13 protein-coding genes are annotated in these 19170 nt (G+C 41.4%); 2 read left to right on the top strand and 11 right to left on the bottom strand.

Going from position 1 to position 19170, the window contains the following annotated elements; all coding sequences use genetic code 11:
• Positions 1-144 precede the first annotated feature (144 nt).
• Genes V7783_RS07390 through modA form a run of 3 tightly spaced genes read right to left on the bottom strand, consistent with a single transcriptional unit; the run spans position 145 to position 2592 of the window.
• Positions 145-1170: an ATP-binding cassette domain-containing protein gene (locus tag V7783_RS07390; RefSeq protein WP_335678161.1), complete on the bottom strand. Its 1026-nt coding sequence runs from the start codon at positions 1168-1170 to the stop codon at positions 145-147.
• Positions 1157-1849, bottom strand: coding sequence for a molybdate ABC transporter permease subunit (gene modB, locus V7783_RS07395; protein WP_192542110.1), 693 nt, complete (start codon positions 1847-1849; stop codon positions 1157-1159). The genes V7783_RS07390 and modB overlap by 14 nt, the downstream gene beginning before the upstream one ends.
• A complete protein-coding gene (gene modA / locus V7783_RS07400) occupies positions 1843-2592 on the bottom strand; it encodes a molybdate ABC transporter substrate-binding protein (protein ID WP_335678162.1) in 750 nt (249 codons plus the stop codon). The genes modB and modA overlap by 7 nt, the downstream gene beginning before the upstream one ends.
• Before the next feature lie 47 nt (positions 2593-2639).
• Between modA and moeA the strand changes: the two genes are divergently transcribed.
• Positions 2640-3860 carry a molybdopterin molybdotransferase MoeA gene (gene moeA, locus V7783_RS07405; protein WP_335678163.1) on the top strand — a complete coding sequence of 407 codons (1221 nt, stop codon included), beginning with the start codon at positions 2640-2642 and terminating at the stop codon, positions 3858-3860.
• A 44-nt stretch (positions 3861-3904) separates the two neighbouring features.
• On the opposite strand, the gene V7783_RS07410 is transcribed toward moeA, so the two are convergent.
• From V7783_RS07410 to V7783_RS07445, 8 genes are all read right to left on the bottom strand, one after another.
• The gene (locus V7783_RS07410; RefSeq protein WP_335678164.1) at positions 3905-5779 is read right to left on the bottom strand and encodes a hypothetical protein; all 1875 of its coding nucleotides are present in this window, start codon (positions 5777-5779) and stop codon (positions 3905-3907) included.
• 8 nt (positions 5780-5787) lie between these two features.
• The gene (locus V7783_RS07415) at positions 5788-6879 is read right to left on the bottom strand and encodes a hypothetical protein (protein WP_335678165.1); all 1092 of its coding nucleotides are present in this window, start codon (positions 6877-6879) and stop codon (positions 5788-5790) included.
• A gap of 57 nt (positions 6880-6936) precedes the next feature.
• Positions 6937-10002 (bottom strand): hypothetical protein, encoded by a 3066-nt coding sequence (locus tag V7783_RS07420; RefSeq protein ID WP_335678166.1) that lies wholly within the window; start codon positions 10000-10002, stop codon positions 6937-6939.
• Between the two features lie 418 nt (positions 10003-10420).
• The gene (gene prpF, locus V7783_RS07425; protein ID WP_335678167.1) at positions 10421-11590 is read right to left on the bottom strand and encodes a 2-methylaconitate cis-trans isomerase PrpF; all 1170 of its coding nucleotides are present in this window, start codon (positions 11588-11590) and stop codon (positions 10421-10423) included.
• A gap of 9 nt (positions 11591-11599) precedes the next feature.
• Positions 11600-14206: a Fe/S-dependent 2-methylisocitrate dehydratase AcnD gene (acnD, locus tag V7783_RS07430; protein ID WP_335678168.1), complete on the bottom strand. Its 2607-nt coding sequence runs from the start codon at positions 14204-14206 to the stop codon at positions 11600-11602.
• 133 nt (positions 14207-14339) lie between these two features.
• Entirely contained in the window at positions 14340-15464 is a 1125-nt protein-coding gene (gene prpC / locus V7783_RS07435; protein ID WP_335678169.1) for a bifunctional 2-methylcitrate synthase/citrate synthase, read from the bottom strand.
• A gap of 36 nt (positions 15465-15500) precedes the next feature.
• A complete protein-coding gene (gene prpB / locus V7783_RS07440) occupies positions 15501-16373 on the bottom strand; it encodes a methylisocitrate lyase (RefSeq protein ID WP_335678170.1) in 873 nt (290 codons plus the stop codon).
• A gap of 79 nt (positions 16374-16452) precedes the next feature.
• Entirely contained in the window at positions 16453-17154 is a 702-nt protein-coding gene (locus V7783_RS07445; protein ID WP_335678171.1) for a GntR family transcriptional regulator, read from the bottom strand.
• Positions 17155-17419: 265 nt separating this feature from the next.
• Between V7783_RS07445 and rsmF the strand changes: the two genes are divergently transcribed.
• Entirely contained in the window at positions 17420-18856 is a 1437-nt protein-coding gene (gene rsmF / locus V7783_RS07450; RefSeq protein WP_335678223.1) for a 16S rRNA (cytosine(1407)-C(5))-methyltransferase RsmF, read from the top strand.
• The last annotated feature ends 314 nt before the right edge of the window (positions 18857-19170 follow it).

Raw genomic sequence — 19170 nt, forward strand, 5'->3', positions numbered from 1 at the left:
TAAAAGCAGGTAAGGGCGAGCAAATTATGAGCCACATAATTATTTTCAATTATTTCAATATGGTAGGGATTTAAAATTATCTAAAGCAGGCCTGTTGCACTATTAAGGGAATGTTAATGTGCTGTATCGGTGCAAAATAGCGTACTAAATTGCATGCAGTTGTGCATACAAGGTTTGTCCTGTCGTTATCGCCAACTGCTGCCATGCCAGCGGGTTGAGACTACACAATAATGTTTGCCCATCAACATCAAGATACAGTAGCGCTTCATGCTGCTGCAGCTGACAACCCACAAACGTACAGTGCAGAGTATTGATGCAGCTGCTATTTTTTTCAGGCGCTGTGCTAACACTGATGTCATTTGCGTTTATACAAATTTTATAGTTGTTTCGATCATCAAACTGATTGATATAAAGTACTTGTTGGCTTTGGCTAAGCGTGACTTTTGTTAAGTTATACTCAGGTAATGGGCTCGGTTGTTGAAAGTTAATAAAACTAAAATGTGTAGTACCTTGCTCATTATTAATATGTTGGCTAATAATATCTGTATCGCCAAATCGAATTATTTTTCCTCGGCTTAATTGCAGTAGTTTATCAGCGCAATAACTAAGCTCTTTCAGAGAGTGACTGACAATAATAAAGGTAATCTTTTTATTTTTTGCTAAGTATTTAATTGCCGAGAGTAACCGCTGTTTTTTTTGCCAATCTAGTGCAGAAAAAGGCTCATCTAACAAAATAATATTTTGGCCAAGCAATAAAGTTCTAGCAAAAACAATTCGTTGCTGCTCTCCACCGGATAAGCTGCCAACCTCACGGTTTAGCAAGTCTGCAACACCTAGTAACGAGACAATCTCGTCGATCATTAATTGATTATTATTTTTAGGGCGATGCTTATAGGCAAAATTTAAATTCCCCAGCACATTTAAATGAGGGAACAACGGGCACGCTTGCAACTGTAAACAAATACCCCGCTTATCTGGTGAAAGCGTTGCTAAATTTAGCTGGTTATTAATAATAGACTGCCCAGTACTAATACCACTAATTGCAGCTAATAAACTCGATTTTCCTGCACCAGATGGACCATAAACACCAACAATAATGCCCTGTTCAACTGCAAACTCTACATCTAAAACAAAGTTTTCAAGTGGCTGATTAATATTAACTTGTAGCATTAGCGCCTCTAAAGCCAAGGTTTGATCTATTAAACTTAAACAGTAAAACTAGGCAGATAAATGAAATTGCAAATAAAATCAGTGATAACTCATGGGCGGCTTGATAGTTAAGTGCTTCAACGTGATCATATAAAGCAATTGAAACAACTTGTGTTTCACCGGGTATATTGCCGCCGATCATAAGCACTAAACCAAACTCGCCAAGTGTATGGGCAAACCCAAGCGAAAAAGCACTTAAAATTGTACTTTTGAGTAACGGGATCAATAAATAGAAAAACCGCTTTGTAGCACTAAAACCAAGCGCAATCGCCGCGCTGTTATATTGACTATTTACTTGGCTAAAACCAACCAATAAAGGCTGCATAACAAAAGGCAGTGAGTAAATGAGTGAGCCAAGCACAATCCCTGAAAAGCTAAAAGCTAACTGATGACCCGTCAGGCTTTGCCAAAACTCCCCTAAAATTGTATTAGGTGAAAAAGCCACCAGCAAATAAAAGCCAAGCAATGTTGGCGGTAAAACTAAAGGTAGCGCAATGACCGCTTCAAAATACGGTTTCAAACGACCTCTGTAGTTTGATAATAGCCAAGCAATTGGAAAACAAATAATCAGCAATAATAAGGAGGTTATAACCGCTAATTTCACAGTCAAAAATAATGCTGTAAAGTCAGTATCTAGCATTGGCTACAGGCCTTTTGATAGCCGAGTTCTGTGATCTCACTTTGCACTGCGGGGGAGAGTAAATAACTCAGTACCTTATTAGCGGCAGCTAAATTGTCAGTTGATTTTAACACCACAACTTGTTGCGTTATGGCTGGGTACTGCTGATAAGGGAGCTGCGTATATGCTAAATATTTATCATTAGCGTGTTGCTGATACGCAGCTTTTAAACTAGCCAAAGCAACAATGCCCTGCCCCGCATTGCCGCTGTCTACAAACTGAAATGCCTGCGTAATATTATGCGCCAATACAAATGATAAGTTGGTTTTAAGATAACGGTCGTTATAATATTTTGCAGCTTCGCCATAAGGTGAAGAGCGAGGATTAGCTATCGCTATATAAGAGTTTGACGAATTTAATTCAGGTTGCCAAAGTGCCAATACTCCCGTTGCATAAGTATGAATACTCTCCTTAATAATTAGGTCTTGTTGCTTTAGTAATGCCGGCCTTTTAGCATCTGCTGAAAGAAACATATCAAAAGGCGCACCATGAATTATTTGCGAATACAATACACCACTTGCGCCAGCTGACAGGGTTATTTCAATTTCATCAGCAAAAGGGGCTTTATTTAAAAGTTGCTCTAAAGGGGCTTTAAAGTTACTGGCAACCGCAATATGTAGGTTTTCTTTTGCCGATACGCTATTAATATTGAGTAATAACACAAACCAAAAATAGTAACAGACTCTATTGTAAAGCATTGACATTATGAGTATTGTTTTAATTATCTAATGAATAAGAAGAATCAATATATATGAATGACTGCTTTAATGCATCCGCTTTATTATCGGTTGAAGACGCGATTGAAAATATCTTATCGACAATAAAACCCATTGCACAACATGAACAGATCAGTCTGTTCAATTCTTTAGATAGGGTTTTAGCCAAAGAGCTAGTCTCCAACATAAATGTGCCTATTCATGATAACTCTGCAATGGATGGCTACGCTATTTGTTATCAATCGTCAGCTAATAGCTATCAACTTATCGGAACCGTGCTTGCTGGCGAATACTTTGAGCAGCCGTTACGCCCAGGCGAGTGCGTTAGAATTATGACCGGTGCACCCATACCTAAAGGCTGTGACGCAGTTATTATGCAAGAAAATGCCACTAAAGTAGGCAATCACGTCACTATAAATCAAAAAATCAAAATGGCCGATAACATCCGCCGCGCCGGTGAAGACATCACCAAAGGTGAAACCGTTTTAACCATTGGCCATAAGCTAACCCCAGTTGACCTAGGTTTACTTGCCTCGCTGGGCATTGAGCAATTAACAGTTTATAAAAAATTAACCGTCGCTGTATTTTCAACTGGTGATGAGTTAACGCTGCCCGGCCAGCCATTAAAAGCCGGTGCAATTTATGAAAGCAATCGCCCGGTACTTATTTCATCACTGCAAAAGCTTGCGTTTGACGTTATTGACTTAGGGATCATTAAAGATACTAAAACAGCGATAAAAGACGCATTTTTAAAAGCTGACCAAGCTGCTGATGTTATCATTAGTTCTGGTGGGGTCTCTGTAGGTGATGCGGATTATACTAAGGAAGTGTTGAACGAGATTGGCGAGATTGGATTTTGGAAAATCGCTATGAAACCAGGTAAACCGTTTGCATTTGGTAAACTTACTAACAGTTACTTTTTTGGTTTACCCGGCAACCCAGTCTCTGCAATGGTTACATTTATGCAGCTGGTGTGCCCGGCACTTAATTACCTATCAGCCCAGCCACGTGCAACTAAAACAAATAAACTCACTGCTACCACCACCACCGCAATTAAAAAACGCCCTGGCCGAACTGATTTCCAAAGGGCAATTGCATCCATTGATCACAAAGGGTTTTACACTGTAAGCGCGCTGCCTTATCAAGGCTCTGGCGTACTAACATCAATGAGTAAAGCAAATTGCTTTATCGTCCTTCCAGCTGATTGTGCAGATATCGCTGAAGGCGCCCGGGTGGAAATTGAAATATTTAAATAGCTTAGTAAAGAAAGTAGCCTATAACACTTATAGGCTACTGTATCTTAAAATAAAGACTCGAATGTACCATCAGGGAATAAAATGCCCGGTACACCTCTTACCGCTGTTACATCAGCAATTTGCGTGTCTCCGAAGTATAAACCACCACTGTAGTTACGCCCTTTTTGTTTAACGTCTAACCAGCGTCCTTGTGCACCTTTGATCACCGCGTTGATATTATTGCCTACCGTACGTATGTTTATTTCAAGTGCTCTGTTTTTTAATCGTAAGGCAAGCTCTGCATTGGTAATTTCAGCTAAGCGATTCAACCTACCTACATACGCGAATTGAAAATCCTTAGCGCCGCTCAATGGCATCATCAATTGCACAGCAAATACGATGTTCGTTGTTGATTCATCAATAAATGGAGTGGCTTCTATTGCTTGCAAATTAAATTGAGTGGTCTGATTTTCGCTGTCTAACTGTCCTTTAAAATCAAAGCCCGATAACACAGTCACAAGCTCTTCAAAAGGTGTTACAAAGCGATTAGCGGTTAGATTTATATCACCTGTCAAGGTGCTAGTTTGATTTTCTAATGTAACGTTTGTGGCAATAGTTAGTTGCCCCGTTGTTTCGCTTTGATCAGTTGAGAATGGATCGTCTGTGCCATCAAACGACACGACTAATTCTCTCGCATCTACATTTAATTGCGTATCATCCCCCGTGACTTTCGCATTCATAACACCACTAACTTGATTACCCAATACGCCACTTATACGCCATTGTGGGATGTTTAAATCTAACTGCACGTCATGATTGTCATACTGCCCTGTGATCACCCACGAGTAAGGTGACTCTTGGTAATTAATAGTTAGCCCTTGCAGAGTATAAATGCCAGCCTCAGTATCATTCAGTGGTGAAAAATTGTAGATAACATCATAAAGAACATTCGCCAGAACGATAAGCGTCTGTTGCGACTGTTGATCTAGTATATCTTCAAACTCAGTTAAATTTTGGGTTAATTCATCACTGTATTTTTGCTCTTGTAATCGCGCAACACCTAATATATTGCGTACATCTTCTAGCAGTTCTTTAGAGTGTAATTGCGGCTGTTCAATTGCTCGTGTAGCTATGTTTTGTGCATCACCGATACTTGCCAACTTTTGTTTCACTTCCCCAACGACTGCTTGCAGTAACTGGTTTCCTTGAACATTCAATAAGTTTTCAGATACATAGCGGTCTGCATAAGTGCGATAAAATGGCAAGCTCTCTAACTGCGCTTGTTGCTCAATAACACTATTACTAGATGTATTTAAACTTTCCTCAATGTCAGCGGCTCTTTTTAAAATAACACCAAAGGTCAACGCGTTAGTCAATAATTCGGCTTCAAGATTATCATTCAACTGACTGTGTGTAAGGTGATAAAAAGGTGTAGCACTTAAACTCTCTAAAGTAATATCTAAATTCTCATCGCTGATAACTGAACTGACTGGCGATAAATACAGTTTATTTTCACCTGGGACTGCAAAAAAGTCAGCCCGATAACTCAGCGTCATGTCCATCACTTCTTGATAATCAAGACGACGGTTGCTGTTCTCATCATACGGGTTATCTCTAAAGGTACGACCACAACCTTCAAAGCTTGGACATGGTATCGTTGTACCATCTGAAACAAATTCAACACGATAAAAATTTAATGTCGCTGCAGGTAGCGTTACATTGTTAATATCTGCAACCGCAATGCTTTGTACATTTCCTGTATCATCATTAGCGAGGGTTAACGTGCCTGTTTTAGACTGCCAAGGTGCAATATAAAAGCTCACTAATGACGAAGTGCTTTCTACCGCCACTGGCACAGTGCTGGTTTGGCTATCATCTGATGAACCACCACAGCCGACCAATGACATTAGTAAACTGACCGATAAAAGTTTTTTTAACATCATGATCCTTAAAACGCCCACTTCACATACCAATTCAAATTGGCATAATAGGCTTTATCAATATCAATATTGTCGGTTTGAATATTTAAACCAAAATAATCATTTTCAATACCAAGCAAAAAGGCTTCACTTTTTGTTTCATAACCACCAATCACGGCCCAATGATCCCAAAAATGCATGCGCCCTTTTAACTGCGAAAAGGTATCTTGATCAAATCGTTTAACCATAAGCTCCGTTGAGAACAAATCGTTAATACGATAATCCGCATAGACTTTAATGCGCACGGGCATATCGAACTTATGCGTGACTTCGTTACCATTTTCAGAGGTTGCTAAACGAACAGTAGGCTCAGTAACAATATCGCCATCGTCATTTTCGGTAAATGGTACTTCTGTGGTATACCCATTTACATAACCACTTTGTTCATACTCAGTTTCATAGAACAAGTCTTGCGCAAGTACGCCTAAAGTTAAATCTTGATTTACTTTCCATTGTGCTGCCAAATCAAAACTGTACCCGATCCCTGACGGGTTCTCATCCGGAGTAAATCTTTTAAATAAAATGTCCTTTGAGAAGTAATAATCAACCGTTAATGCGCCTTGAATTTCATCACTATATACTTGCCCTTGCACATTAGCATCTTGATAATGAGTGCTGGCAAAAATGGTTAATTTAGGGGTTATGGTCAACGCATTTGCTTGCAAAAACTTGAAGTCATATGAAAGGAATAGACCATTGCTGGTTGCTTGTTTACCGTCTAAATAGTAGTTGTAGTGTCGTTCTTCAAAAGGTAAGTCATTTTTTTCAGTATGCAGATACAAAGCAGTATCAGGGTCAAAATTTAACGCATAATCAAAACGGCTTTGAAAACCGAGTTTAAAGTTACCGTAGCCAACACCAAATTCAAATACATTATAAGTAAACGCGCTATCGCCTGATGTTAAAGGCGCATCAAAGTCATCAATAAAAGCTTTTACAGGTTGTGCTTCGGTGTAAACTTCTGAATCGAAGGTGGTGAATATTTGCAGCTTGTCTTCAGCGTGACTTAACGGGGTAATTAAAAATGCAGAAAATCCTAACGTAAGAATTTTTTTTTTCATACTTATATCACTTGTTATTATTTAAGAGGGAGAATCACTCTCCCTCTTATTTTTATGTTACTTAGATGAGTCTAAGAAACTAATGTCAGTGTAATCGATAACTTCGCCATCGATATACTCAACAGAAATACCATTTGTGATTTCTGTTACTGTACCAAACTTCATCATAGCGCCTGCAAAATTTGCATTTACACTGCCCATGAAGTCCTCACCTTCTTCAGCCATTAACGAAAGTTTGTAACCGATGCCATTATGAAGCTCAACATCGACTGCATAAATATCATCTTCGTTTGCCCAATCAAGAGATAACATTGCAGTGAAATCAATTTCACTGGTAATACCTTTAGCACTGATAGTCGCAAGCTCTGAAATATCAGTACCAGCAATGCTTAAAGTACCTACAAAGCCTGAGTCACCATCTACTATCTCAACACGACTCCAGCCATCTACTGATAATACTTTGCCATCAATAGCTGTATCAGCAGTAATTTTATCTTCAAAATTAATAACTAAACAAGAATCAGATGCATCCTTTTCGATTTGACCATTGTTCGCTTCAACACAGTTATCTAATGCAAGCACCATATTATCAAGGGTTTCTACATGTACTTTAGCGCCATCAACAGTTTCAATCATGCCACCAAACGCAAATACCAAAGCCTTATTGTTAGCAGAGCCACTTACTGTGACCATTTCACCTGTAACAGTATTAACAAGATCCAATACGAGCTCATCTTTATCGAAACTGTAGGTCCAATCAGGATAGCGGGTAGAAACAACATCGGTACCTTCGTCACCTAAATCCCACGCTTCAGTTAGAACGTCATATATAATCTCAGCTATATCAAATAATGCTTTACCGCCCGTTTTTGTTACTAAGGTTGCATTTCTTACAGTATCCGTACCTGCTTTAACCTCAACTAACAGCTCAAATTTTGCAATCGTTGATTGCGCATTTATCTCTAATTCCGTAGCTTTTACGAGAGCTGAAGAGGCTTCTTCCGCAATGTTTATTGCAAGCTCAGCACTGAATTCAGCAGCTTTTAATAATTCAGTAGCTATTGATTTATCACTCTCTTGTGAAGCAACTTCAGCTAACGCCACAGCCGCTATTTCTGCTTGAGAAGCTGCATTAGTAAGCCCACCTGCTTGTGTGCTAAGCGCCATTGACGCAGTAATTGCAGTTTGTGCTGAGGTTAATGCCATTTCTGCATTTTCTTTTGTGTCAAGTATTGCGGCATCAACAGCTATCATAGCTGTTGATAAATCGGCTTGCGCTACCATTGCTGTCGAATCAGCTAAACTAAGTGCAGCATTAGCTGCATCGGCATTACTTTTAGCGACATCCAGAGCTAGTTCAAATGCTGCTACAGCTTCATTTGAACGCTGTTCCTCAACCTCAATGCCAGAAATTAATAATGCAACTGATGTTTGTTGGGCTGTTATTGCATTGACTAATACATCTGATCTGTCTGCTAATTGTTGATATTCATCACCTAGACCTGACGCTGTACTTGCAATTGAGGTTGCTAAATTAAGCATTGCAACAAGCTCACTTTGTAACTGACTGAATGTTGATTTAGTGCCAGATAATGAGAATACTGCAGCGCTGTATGCAAGTACTTCACTTGTTGAATCTAAACCAGCATCTCCCAACTCTTTAATTACTTTAAGTTCAGCTGTTCCTGCAGAAACAGAATTTTCTGTAGTTGCTAAGTCAGCTGTGATAGCTGTTATTTGCAATTCTAATTCTGCTGCTGCTTTTGCGATAAAGTCATCGCCCGCGTCACATTTGTCTTCACAACCAATTTTCTTAAGTATTTTTTTAAGTTGCTTAGCCGTTTCTTTTAAGTCTTTATCAAGCCCTTTTTCTTTGGCTTTTTGCTGAACTTTCTCGACCGCTTTAGTGGCTTTATCTCTTAACTTAGCTATTGCATCAGGGTCGGTAATACCTAGATTTTCAGCCACTTTCGCAAATGCTTCATCTAGGCCTTCACCCGTGATCACAGCAGCAAAAATTAAACTTGTGTTTTCAACTGCCTTTTGTAGCTCAGCAGCAATTTTTTGAACAACTTCATTGTCGCTATTTGCTACTTTACCTTCTTGGACCGCGGCAGATAAACTTGCAATCAGCTCTTTTAATGAGCCATTTGCACCAGCGCCAGCTACAGACTGTAAAGACACAGCTGTTTGCACTAATGCCAAAGTACCTGCATCAAGCGAATCACCATCACCAATATCACTGAAATCAACAGCACCACCCAGTGACACATCACCTAACAAACCGGCAGCTTTTATAGCAGCTTCAGGGCCTAATATTTGAATCAAAGTTTTTAAGCTCGCTGCAGCAACTGCTTCATCTGACACTGCAGAGCCATCTTTAGCACCATCAAGTAACATTTTTGCAGCGATACTTGTGTAAAGGGTCACATTAGCAAAATATTGTTCTACACCCGTACCATCACCTTCAGCAAAATTAATACCACGCACACTTGCAGCGGCTGACGAAGGAGCTTTGATAAATTTGACAACTTGTAATTCAAGATCGTCTTTATACCATTCACCAAAATCAATCGCGCTATCACCATTGTTAACCATACCAGCGACATCTGAGATTTCAGGTGCACTGTCATAATCACCACAGCCAGTGAATGCATCACACTTCACCATGCTGTCGTCACCTTCTTTCGCTGTGCTAACCGTAATATAAAGCGGACCAGTAAAACCATCTTCAAGATAAATACTGTAACCACCAGAAGCTGATGTCATTGCATCAGCAGGATTAGCTGCCGTTAGCATAGCAAGTGCTTTGGCATCTGCATCCGCTTGTGACGTTGTCGACTCTGCAGCATAACTTGCATCCGCTGCAGCTTCTAAACGAAATGCAACCGGCACAGATTCACCGGCATCATTTAACGTTGACACGGACACTACCGCATTCATCAGCGAGCCTTTTACAGCTTTACCTGATACTTGAGTATTGAAGTTAGTGCTGATCTGGGCTTTATATACAGTAGCTGGAACTGGTTTGTTATTATCATTGTCCGAACCACAACCCGCTAATCCTAGGGTCAATGCAACCGAAGCTGCAATTGGGGTAAACTTTATTATTCTTTTCGCCATGGAAATCTCCTTGAGTGCTTGTTAGCAAATATCATTATTGAAATGTAGCCTACGTTATTGTCAACAGTCATTTAAGTTAAAATTATGTATCAAACTGTATTGAATTAACGTAACAAACTACAATTGTTATTACATGTTATCAACTTACCACCAATATATGACAATTAATGGAAAAATGTAATTTTAATTATCAGTAGAGAAAATTAACTAATCAGATACTCAGTTTTTAATAAGAAGCATAAAAAATACTATTAAACAAAGTGTTATGACTGTATTTAATTGATTGTATTTTATAATGAGCAAAAACAATACGAACATTGTTAACGGATTGATACAAATACATACAATACCGTTTACATTTTTTCACATAAAGATAGGGACAAAAGTGACTTGGCAGTCACTTTAAGTTATTTATGGCTTATTGAGGTACTCGAACGACCCCTTCCATTAGTACCCGAGCGCTGCGACTCATACTGGCTTTTGTAACCTGCCAATCACCCTCAACCAACTGTGCTTCTGCGCCAACTTTTAGCGTGCCTGAAGGATGACCAAAGTTTACTTCGCTTAGTAGGCCGCCACCAGCAGCCAAGTTCACTAAAGTGCCATTGATAGCCGCTGCGGTACCAATTGCAACAGCAGCAGTGCCCATCATGGCATGATGCAGCTTACCCATCGACATAGCGCGAACCAATAGATCAATACTGTCTTGACTGATCTGTTTGCCACTTGATGAGATATAACTAGCAGGCTTACTGACAAAGGCTATTTTGGGTGTATGTTGGCGCGCAGCGGCTTCATTTATGTTTTTAATTAAGCCCATTTTTACTGCGCCATGTGCGCGAATAGACTCAAGCTTAGCCAATGCCTGCTCGTCATTATTAATGTCATCTTGCAGCTCAGTGCCGGTGTAGCCAATATCGTGGGCATTTACGAATATAGTAGGAATGCCGGCGTTGATCATGGTCGCTTTAAGTACACCAAACTCAGGGACTTCCAGCTCATCAACGATATTACCAGTAGGAAATAGCGCGCCCTCGCCATCGGCAGGGTCGATAAACTCAAGTTTTACCTCAGCAGCTGGGAATGTCACGCCGTCGAGTTCAAAGTCGCCAGTTTCTTGTACTTCAGCATTCGTTATAGGCACATGCACTAGAATGCTTTTTTTGATATTCGCTTGCCACACTCGAACAACCGCAACACCCTTTTCAGGAATACGGCTTGCGTCAACAAGACCATTGCTAATTGCAAAAGCGCCAACCGCAGAAGTTAAATTACCGCAGTTACCACTGAAGTCCACAAACGGTTTATCAATGGCCACTTGGCCGAATAAATAATCAACATCGTGTTCTGGCTGCTCACTTTTACTTAAAATAACCGTTTTACTGGTACTTGACGTCGCTCCGCCCATACCATCGGTTTGTTTGCCGTACGGATCAGGGCTACCGATCACCCGCAGTAATAAGTTGTCGCGCGCAGATCCCGCCACACGGGCGGCCTCTGGTAAATCAGTTAAATTAAAAAACACCCCTTTACTGGTGCCGCCACGCATATAGGTTGCCGGCACTTTAATTTGTGGTTTAAATGTCATTAGGATTCCTTATGCGCTTTGCGTGGCTTCTAAAAAGTCTTGTGCAAAGCGCTGTAATACACCGCCTGCAGCATAGATGGACAACTCTTCTTGGGTATCAATTCTGCATTTAGTGGGTACCGTAAGTACTTCGCCATCAACTCGCGTGATGATTAAATTAACGTTTCCACCTGGGGTCAGCTCACCTGCTACGTCGTAACTTTCACTACCATCAAGCTTAAGTGTTTTACGCGTAGTACCAGCTTTAAATTCCAGTGGCAATACGCCCATACCGATTAAGTTAGTACGGTGAATACGCTCAAAGCCCTCAGCTGCTATCACTTGTACACCCGCTAAACGTACGCCCTTCGCCGCCCAATCTCGTGATGAGCCTTGGCCATAATCGGCACCAGCAACGATGATCAACGGCTGTTTACGTTGCATATAAGTTTCGATTGCTTCCCACATACGCGTAACCGTACCTTCAGGTTCAATTCGCGTATACGAGCCCTGTTTTACCTCACCATTTTCAATCGCCATTTCATTGAATAATTTAGGATTAGCAAAGGTTGCACGTTGCGCAGTTAAATGGTCGCCGCGGTGGGTTGCATACGAGTTAAAGTCTTCCTCTGGTACGCCCATATGGGTCAAATACTCGCCTGCGGCACTACTCGCCATAATCGCGTTAGATGGTGATAAATGGTCCGTTGTAATGTTATCGCCAAGTACTGCAAGCGCACGCATGCCCTTCATAGTGCGCTCACCAGCAAGCGCCCCCTCCCAGTAAGGTGGACGACGAATATACGTACTTTGTGGACGCCAATCATAAAGCGGGTCATTATTTTCACCGTAATCTACGGTTAAATTAAACATTGGCTCGTATACCTTTTTAAACTGCTCAGGTTTTACGCTTTGCTTAATAACCGCATCGATTTCTTCATCCGACGGCCAAATATCTTTTAACGTAACATCGTTACCTTGCTGATCTTTACCCAGTACGTCTTTTTCTATATCAAAACGAATTGTGCCAGCAATTGCATACGCAACCACCAAAGGCGGCGATGCTAAAAATGCTTGCTTGGCATAAGGATGGATCCGACCATCAAAATTCCGGTTACCCGAAAGTACCGCAGTTGCGTATAAATCACGATCGATCACTTCTTGTTGAATAACTGGATCCAACGCGCCACTCATACCATTACAGGTAGTACAGGCAAAGCCAACAATCCCAAAACCAAGTTGCTCAAGCTCTGTTAATAACTTGGCATCTTCAAGATACGACTGCACCGCCTTTGACCCTGGCGCTAAAGAGGTTTTAACCCATGGCTTGCGCGTTAATCCCTTGGCGTTTGCATTACGCGCAATCAAACCTGCGGCAATCACGTTTCGTGGATTACTTGTATTAGTACAACTGGTGATTGCGGCAATAATACAGGCACCGTCAGGCATCAAGCCCTCTTCGTTTTCAACCACACCAGAGATCCCCGTGCTTGCTAAATCAGCAGTTGAAACGCGTCGATGCGGATTAGAAGGCCCAGCGATATTGCGTCCAACGCTAGATAAATCAAATTTCAATACCCGATCATACTCGGCTGTTTTTAAACTATCACTCCACAAACCGGTCGTTTTAGCGTAGTTTTCAACGAGCGCTATTTGCTCTTCTTCTCGCCCTGTAAGGCGTAAATAATCAATGGTCATTTGGTCGATATAAAACATCGCGGCCGTGGCGCCAAACTCGGGAGTCATGTTTGAAATTGTGGCACGATCACCTAAAGTCAGCGCATCAGCACCTTCACCATAGAATTCTAAAGAAGTTGAGACAACACGTTGCTCACGTAAAAACTCAGTGATCGCCAACACAATATCCGTTGCAGTAATACCTGGTTGGCGCTTACCGGTCAGTTCTACCCCAACAATATCTGGTAAACGCATATAAGATGCACGCCCTAGCATCACGCTTTCCGCCTCCAGGCCGCCCACTCCAACAGCAATAACGCCCAGTGCATCAACATGTGGAGTATGGCTGTCAGTTCCCACTAAGGTATCTGGGAAGGCAATGCCATCGCGGTTTTGGATCACCGGTGACATTTTTTCAAGGTTAATTTGATGCATAATGCCGTTACCTGGCGGGATCACATCAATGTTTTTAAAAGCCGTTTTGGTCCAATTAATAAAGTGGAAACGGTCATCGTTACGTCTATCTTCGATAGCACGGTTTTTTTCGAATGCATCAGGATCAAAGCCTGCGTGCTCTACGGCTAGGGAATGATCAACGATTAACTGAGTTGGCACGACTGGGTTTACTTTCGCTGGATCGCCGCCTTTTGCGGCAATCGCATCGCGAAGGCCAGCTAAATCAACTAACGCAGTTTGACCTAAAATATCATGGCAGACGACCCTTGCTGGGTACCATGGAAAATCTAAATCTTGCTTGCGCTCTATAATCTGTTTCAGTGCATCATCTAACATAGATGGCTCGCAGCGACGCACTAAGTTCTCTGCTAAAACACGGGATGTATAAGGCAATGTTGCGTATGCGCCCGGTTTGATAGCATCCACTGCGGCTTGCGTGTCAAAGTAATCAACATTGCTATTTGGTAACGGTTTTCGATATTGAGTGTTATTAATAATGGTCATGGTAAGACTCGCTAAATTGGGTGACGGTGGCTGCACACAGGTAGCGTGTTTAAGGAAAGTTCGAGAAAACTGTCAGCTCAAGGCTATGTGCAAAAAAAGGTGGGCTCATATCATAATGCGCCCACCCTATGTCTTAACGTGATTCAATCGGCGTATAGCTGCGTGCTTCTGGCCCTGTGTAATCAGCACTTGGACGAATAATACGGTTATTAGCGCGTTGCTCTTTTACATGTGCAGTCCAGCCTGTTACTCGGCTCATCACAAAGATAGGAGTAAATAATTTCGTTGGAATGCCCATAAAGTGATACGCCGAAGCATGGAAAAAATCAGCATTACAGAATAATTTTTTCTCACGCCACATAATTTCTTCGCAGCGAACAGATACAGGATAGAGCACGTTATCGCCTAACTCAGCGGCCAGTTTTTCAGACCATTTTTTAATGATCACATTACGCGGATCAGATTCACGGTAAATAGCATGACCGAAGCCCATAATTTTGTCTTTACGCTCTAACATGCCCATGATTTCTTGCTCTGCATGGTCTGCATCTTTAAAGCCTTCAATCATATCCATTGCTGCCTCATTGGCGCCACCATGTAATGGCCCACGTAACGTACCAATAGCACCCGTTACACATGAATGAATATCAGATAGCGTTGACGCACAAACGCGACCGGTAAAGGTCGAAGCATTAAACTCATGCTCTGCGTATAGAATAAGTGACACGTTCATCACTTGTGCAAATAATTCTGACGGTGCTTTATCGTGTAATAGCGTTAGAAAGTGCGCGCCAACTGAATCATCATCAGTTTGCGTTTCAATACGCACGCCATCATGGGTAAAGCGATACCAATAACAAATAATACTTGGGAATAGCGCAACCATACGATCAATCGCATCATTAGCTTCACTAAAATCATGTTCCATTTCAAGGTTACCTAGCATTGAGCAACCAGTACGCATCACATCCATCGGGTGCGCATCTTTTGGAATATTCTCAAGCACTGTTTTAAGTGCTGCTGGCAAGCCACGTAGACTTTTTATTTTTGCTTTATATTCAGCAAGTTCCGTTGCCGTAGGCAGTTCCCCACGGGAAAGTAAAAATGACACTTCTTCAAACTGTGCTTTTTCTGCAAGCTCGCTAATATCATAACCGCAGTAAGTTAAACCTGAGCCTGTTTGCCCTACTGTACATAATGCCGTTTGACCCGCTACTTGACCACGTAAACCTGCGCCACCTAATGCTTTATCAACCATGTGTGTTCTCCTTAAATATTGTTATTATTAGTACGATTATTTATTTGCTGAAAAAAGGCTATCAAGGGTGTTTTCATAGCTGTGATAGTCTAAAAAGTCATACAGCTCTGCACGTGTTTGCATGTTTTCAATTTGGCTTTGTTGTGAGCCTTCATTCAAAATAGCAGAGTACACGTTTAGTGCCGCTTTATTCATCGCTCTAAATGCACTTAACGGGTAAAGCACCATTTGCACACCCACATCAGATAACTGCTCTTTGGTATAGATAGGCGTTTGGCCAAATTCCGTAATATTTGCCAGAACAGGTACGTTTAACGCTTTCGTAAATGCCTGATAATCAGCAAGATCATGCACTGCTTCTGCAAATATCGCATCGGCACCGGCTTCAACACAGGCCGCAGCACGGTCAATCGCCGCATTTAAGCCTTCTTTTTGAAATGCATCAGTACGCGCCATAATGTAAAAGTCGCTATCAGTTTTTGCATCAACCGCCGCTTTAATACGATCAACCATTTCACCTTGGCTAACAATTTCTTTATTAGGGCGATGACCACAACGCTTTTGCGCTACTTGATCCTCAATATGAAATCCTGCGGCACCGGCTTTAGTCATTTCTTTTACTGTACGGGCAATATTAAACGCCCCGCCCCAGCCGGTATCGGCATCGACTAATAATGGCAAGTCACTAGCACCGGTAATACGGCGAATATCTTCGAGCACATTATCAAGGCTGGTCATACCTAAATCAGGCATCCCGAAAGAGGCATTCGCCACTCCCGCCCCAGATAAGTAAATAGCTTGATGACCCATTTTTTCAGCCATCATCGCAGTGTATGCGTTGATTGTGCCCACCACTTGCAGTGGATGGTTATTGGCAATCGCCTGTTTGAACTTCGATCCTGCTGACATTGCTGTCTCCTTTGAACGGTAGCTGCTCGAGGCAGACTCTATTTTTAAATTTTGTTTATGACAATTTTGCTGTCTGTAATTACTGTGCGGCCTTTTTTTGGGCTGCTAATAAATCGAATTTTGCTTGAATATTAGCTTGCGATGCACTGATATGACGCTTCATTAATAACTCAGCTAACTCGCCATCATGATTTTCTATGGCATTGATAATTGCCAAGTGCTCATCAAAGGCTTTAGACACCCGCGGCCCTACCATGCCCATTTGCACCCGATACATACGGATCAACTGGTACAAACCATTACTGAGTAAATGAATAAGATGCTCATTTTTACTGCCCTTTATGATCCGAAAATGAAAGTCTAAATCACCGGCTTCTTGGTAGTACGATTCACCTTCTTTCACTCGTTGAGTTTGTAAATGCTGATTAAGTAATTGTTTTAAACTTTGTACTTCATCAGGGGCCATATTGTCGGCAGCTAAACGACAGGCTAAACCTTCAAGGGCGCTGCGCACTTGGTATACTTCGATTAACCGCTCTGCGGTCAAGGCAACAACCCGACACCCTACATTGGCTTTACGCTCAACCAAGTAACAGCTTTCAAGACGGTTTAATGCTTCACGTAATGTGGCACGGCTTACGCCATAACGCTTAGCCAGCTCTGGCTCAGAAATTTTGCTACCTTGCTCAATACTGCCCTCAACTATCTCACGGCGCATATCTACAAACACTTGATCTGAGGCTGTGGTAATGAGTGTTTCGCTAAAAGCATCTTGGGTCATTAATCACTTCTTTAAGATTGTCGACAATTCGTAGTAACACTATGGTAGTTCGCAGTAACAGAGTCAAGCCTAAATCAGCAGAAAAGTCATAAAAACACAACCATTGTCGACATAACTCAAATTTATAATGCTTAACTTGGTCGTTATAAGTAGTAAAAAAAGAAAACTGTCGACACGTTACGCACTTTTAAAAACGTTATTAAGGCGCTGCTCTTGCGCGTTAAAAATGCTAAAATGCGTTTTTATTTTTTCTGTGAGCTTAGTCTTGGACGCCAATACGTATATTCCCCAGCATTTTATCGATGACGTAAACACCTATATACCTGAGCACTTAGATCTCGCTGATTTTATTAGTGCCTGTCGCAGACCATTGCGTAAATCGGTTCGCGTCAATACATTAAAAATGTCGGTTGCTGAATTTAAACGCATTGGTGAACAAAAAGGCTGGCAGTTAACACCCGTTCCTTGGTGCGCAGAAGGTTTTTGGCTTGAGCGCCCTGCAGATGAAGAGCATGCATTGGCGCTAGGTAATACCGACTTACACTTAAGTGGTGCTATGTATGTACAAGAAGCCAGCTCCATGTTGCCGCCCATGGCACTTAAAGAGTCATTAGCTCAAGCGCAACATGTCCTCGATATGGCCTCGGCACCAGGTTCTAAGACTTCGCAACTCGCCGCACTAATGGATAATCAAGGGGTATTGGTTGCTAATGAACTCTCATCATCACGATTAAAGGTACTCAGTGCTACATTAAAGCGCATGGGCGTGGGTAATTGTGCCTTGTCGCATTTTGATGGGGTGATTTTTGGCGACTACATGTTTGAATGCTTTGACAGCATATTGCTTGATGCTCCTTGCTCTGGTGAAGGCACAGTACGCAAAGACGCTGATGCGTTAAAAAATTGGTCAATAGAATCAAATATTGATATTGCTAAAGTACAAAAAGACTTAATAAAAAGTGCCTTTTATGCATTAAAACCAGGCGGTACATTAGTGTACTCAACGTGCACATTAACCCCACTTGAAAACCAACAAGTGTGTGAATACCTTTTAACTGAGTTTCCTGAGCAACTTGAAATACAACCATTAGATAATTTGTTTGCAGGTGCAGAGCAAGCAACAACCAGCGAAGGCTATTTGCATGTCTGGCCGCAAACATTCGACAGTGAAGGTTTTTTTATTGCTAAATTTAAAAAGCTTGCCAGCTGCGACAACCCGAATCAAAAAATAAAAAAAGGTGCATTTCCATTTCAACCGTTTGATAAAAAGTCCAGCCAAGCTTTTTACGCTGAATTAAACAAACAGTTTGGTATCAGCACACTGAGCGGTTCATTAATGCAGCGGGATAAAGAGCTGTGGTTGTTTCCTGAGCAGTTCGCTGTAATTGAAAATAAAATAAAGTACGCACGTTTGGGTATCCATCTTGGCATGATCCACAAAAACGGTGTGCGCCTTAATCACGAATTTGCCACTGTATTTGGCGATCGTTGTAAAAGTAATACCTTCGCACTGAGCGATCAGCAAGCCAATGATTATTTCCAAGGCAAAGATATTCGCTTAGATAAACCCACCAACACCTTAGGTGAAGTGATTTTAACCTTATGTGGCTGCCCTATCGGGCTGGGTAAATGGCAAAAAAACAAAATTAAAAATTCCCTACCGCGGGATCTGGTCCAAAATAATCAATTAATAACCTGGTGAGAATAAGCTGTGTATAAGCTGCCTACAAGTGATGGATAAAATTCATACTGTTTGAGGAATTTTAAGACAAATAACTGTTTTATAAGCAGTATAAAATTTCATCATTTATTGGGCATTTTTACATCTGTTAACTACACTTAATAATACTTTCTACTTCTCCCTTAATGAATTTAGAAGGTGTTTTTAAAGTTAGCGCAGGCTCACTAGAGCCATCCCCTAAGCCCAGAACAATGCGGATTCGTTCTGGGCGTTTTTTTGCTCTTATCTAATAGTCGTAATTTTTTGATCATCGATTGCTTTTACAGTCATTTATT

The organism is Pseudoalteromonas sp., assembly GCF_036960685.1.
In the GTDB taxonomy this organism is placed as follows: domain Bacteria; phylum Pseudomonadota; class Gammaproteobacteria; order Enterobacterales; family Alteromonadaceae; genus Pseudoalteromonas.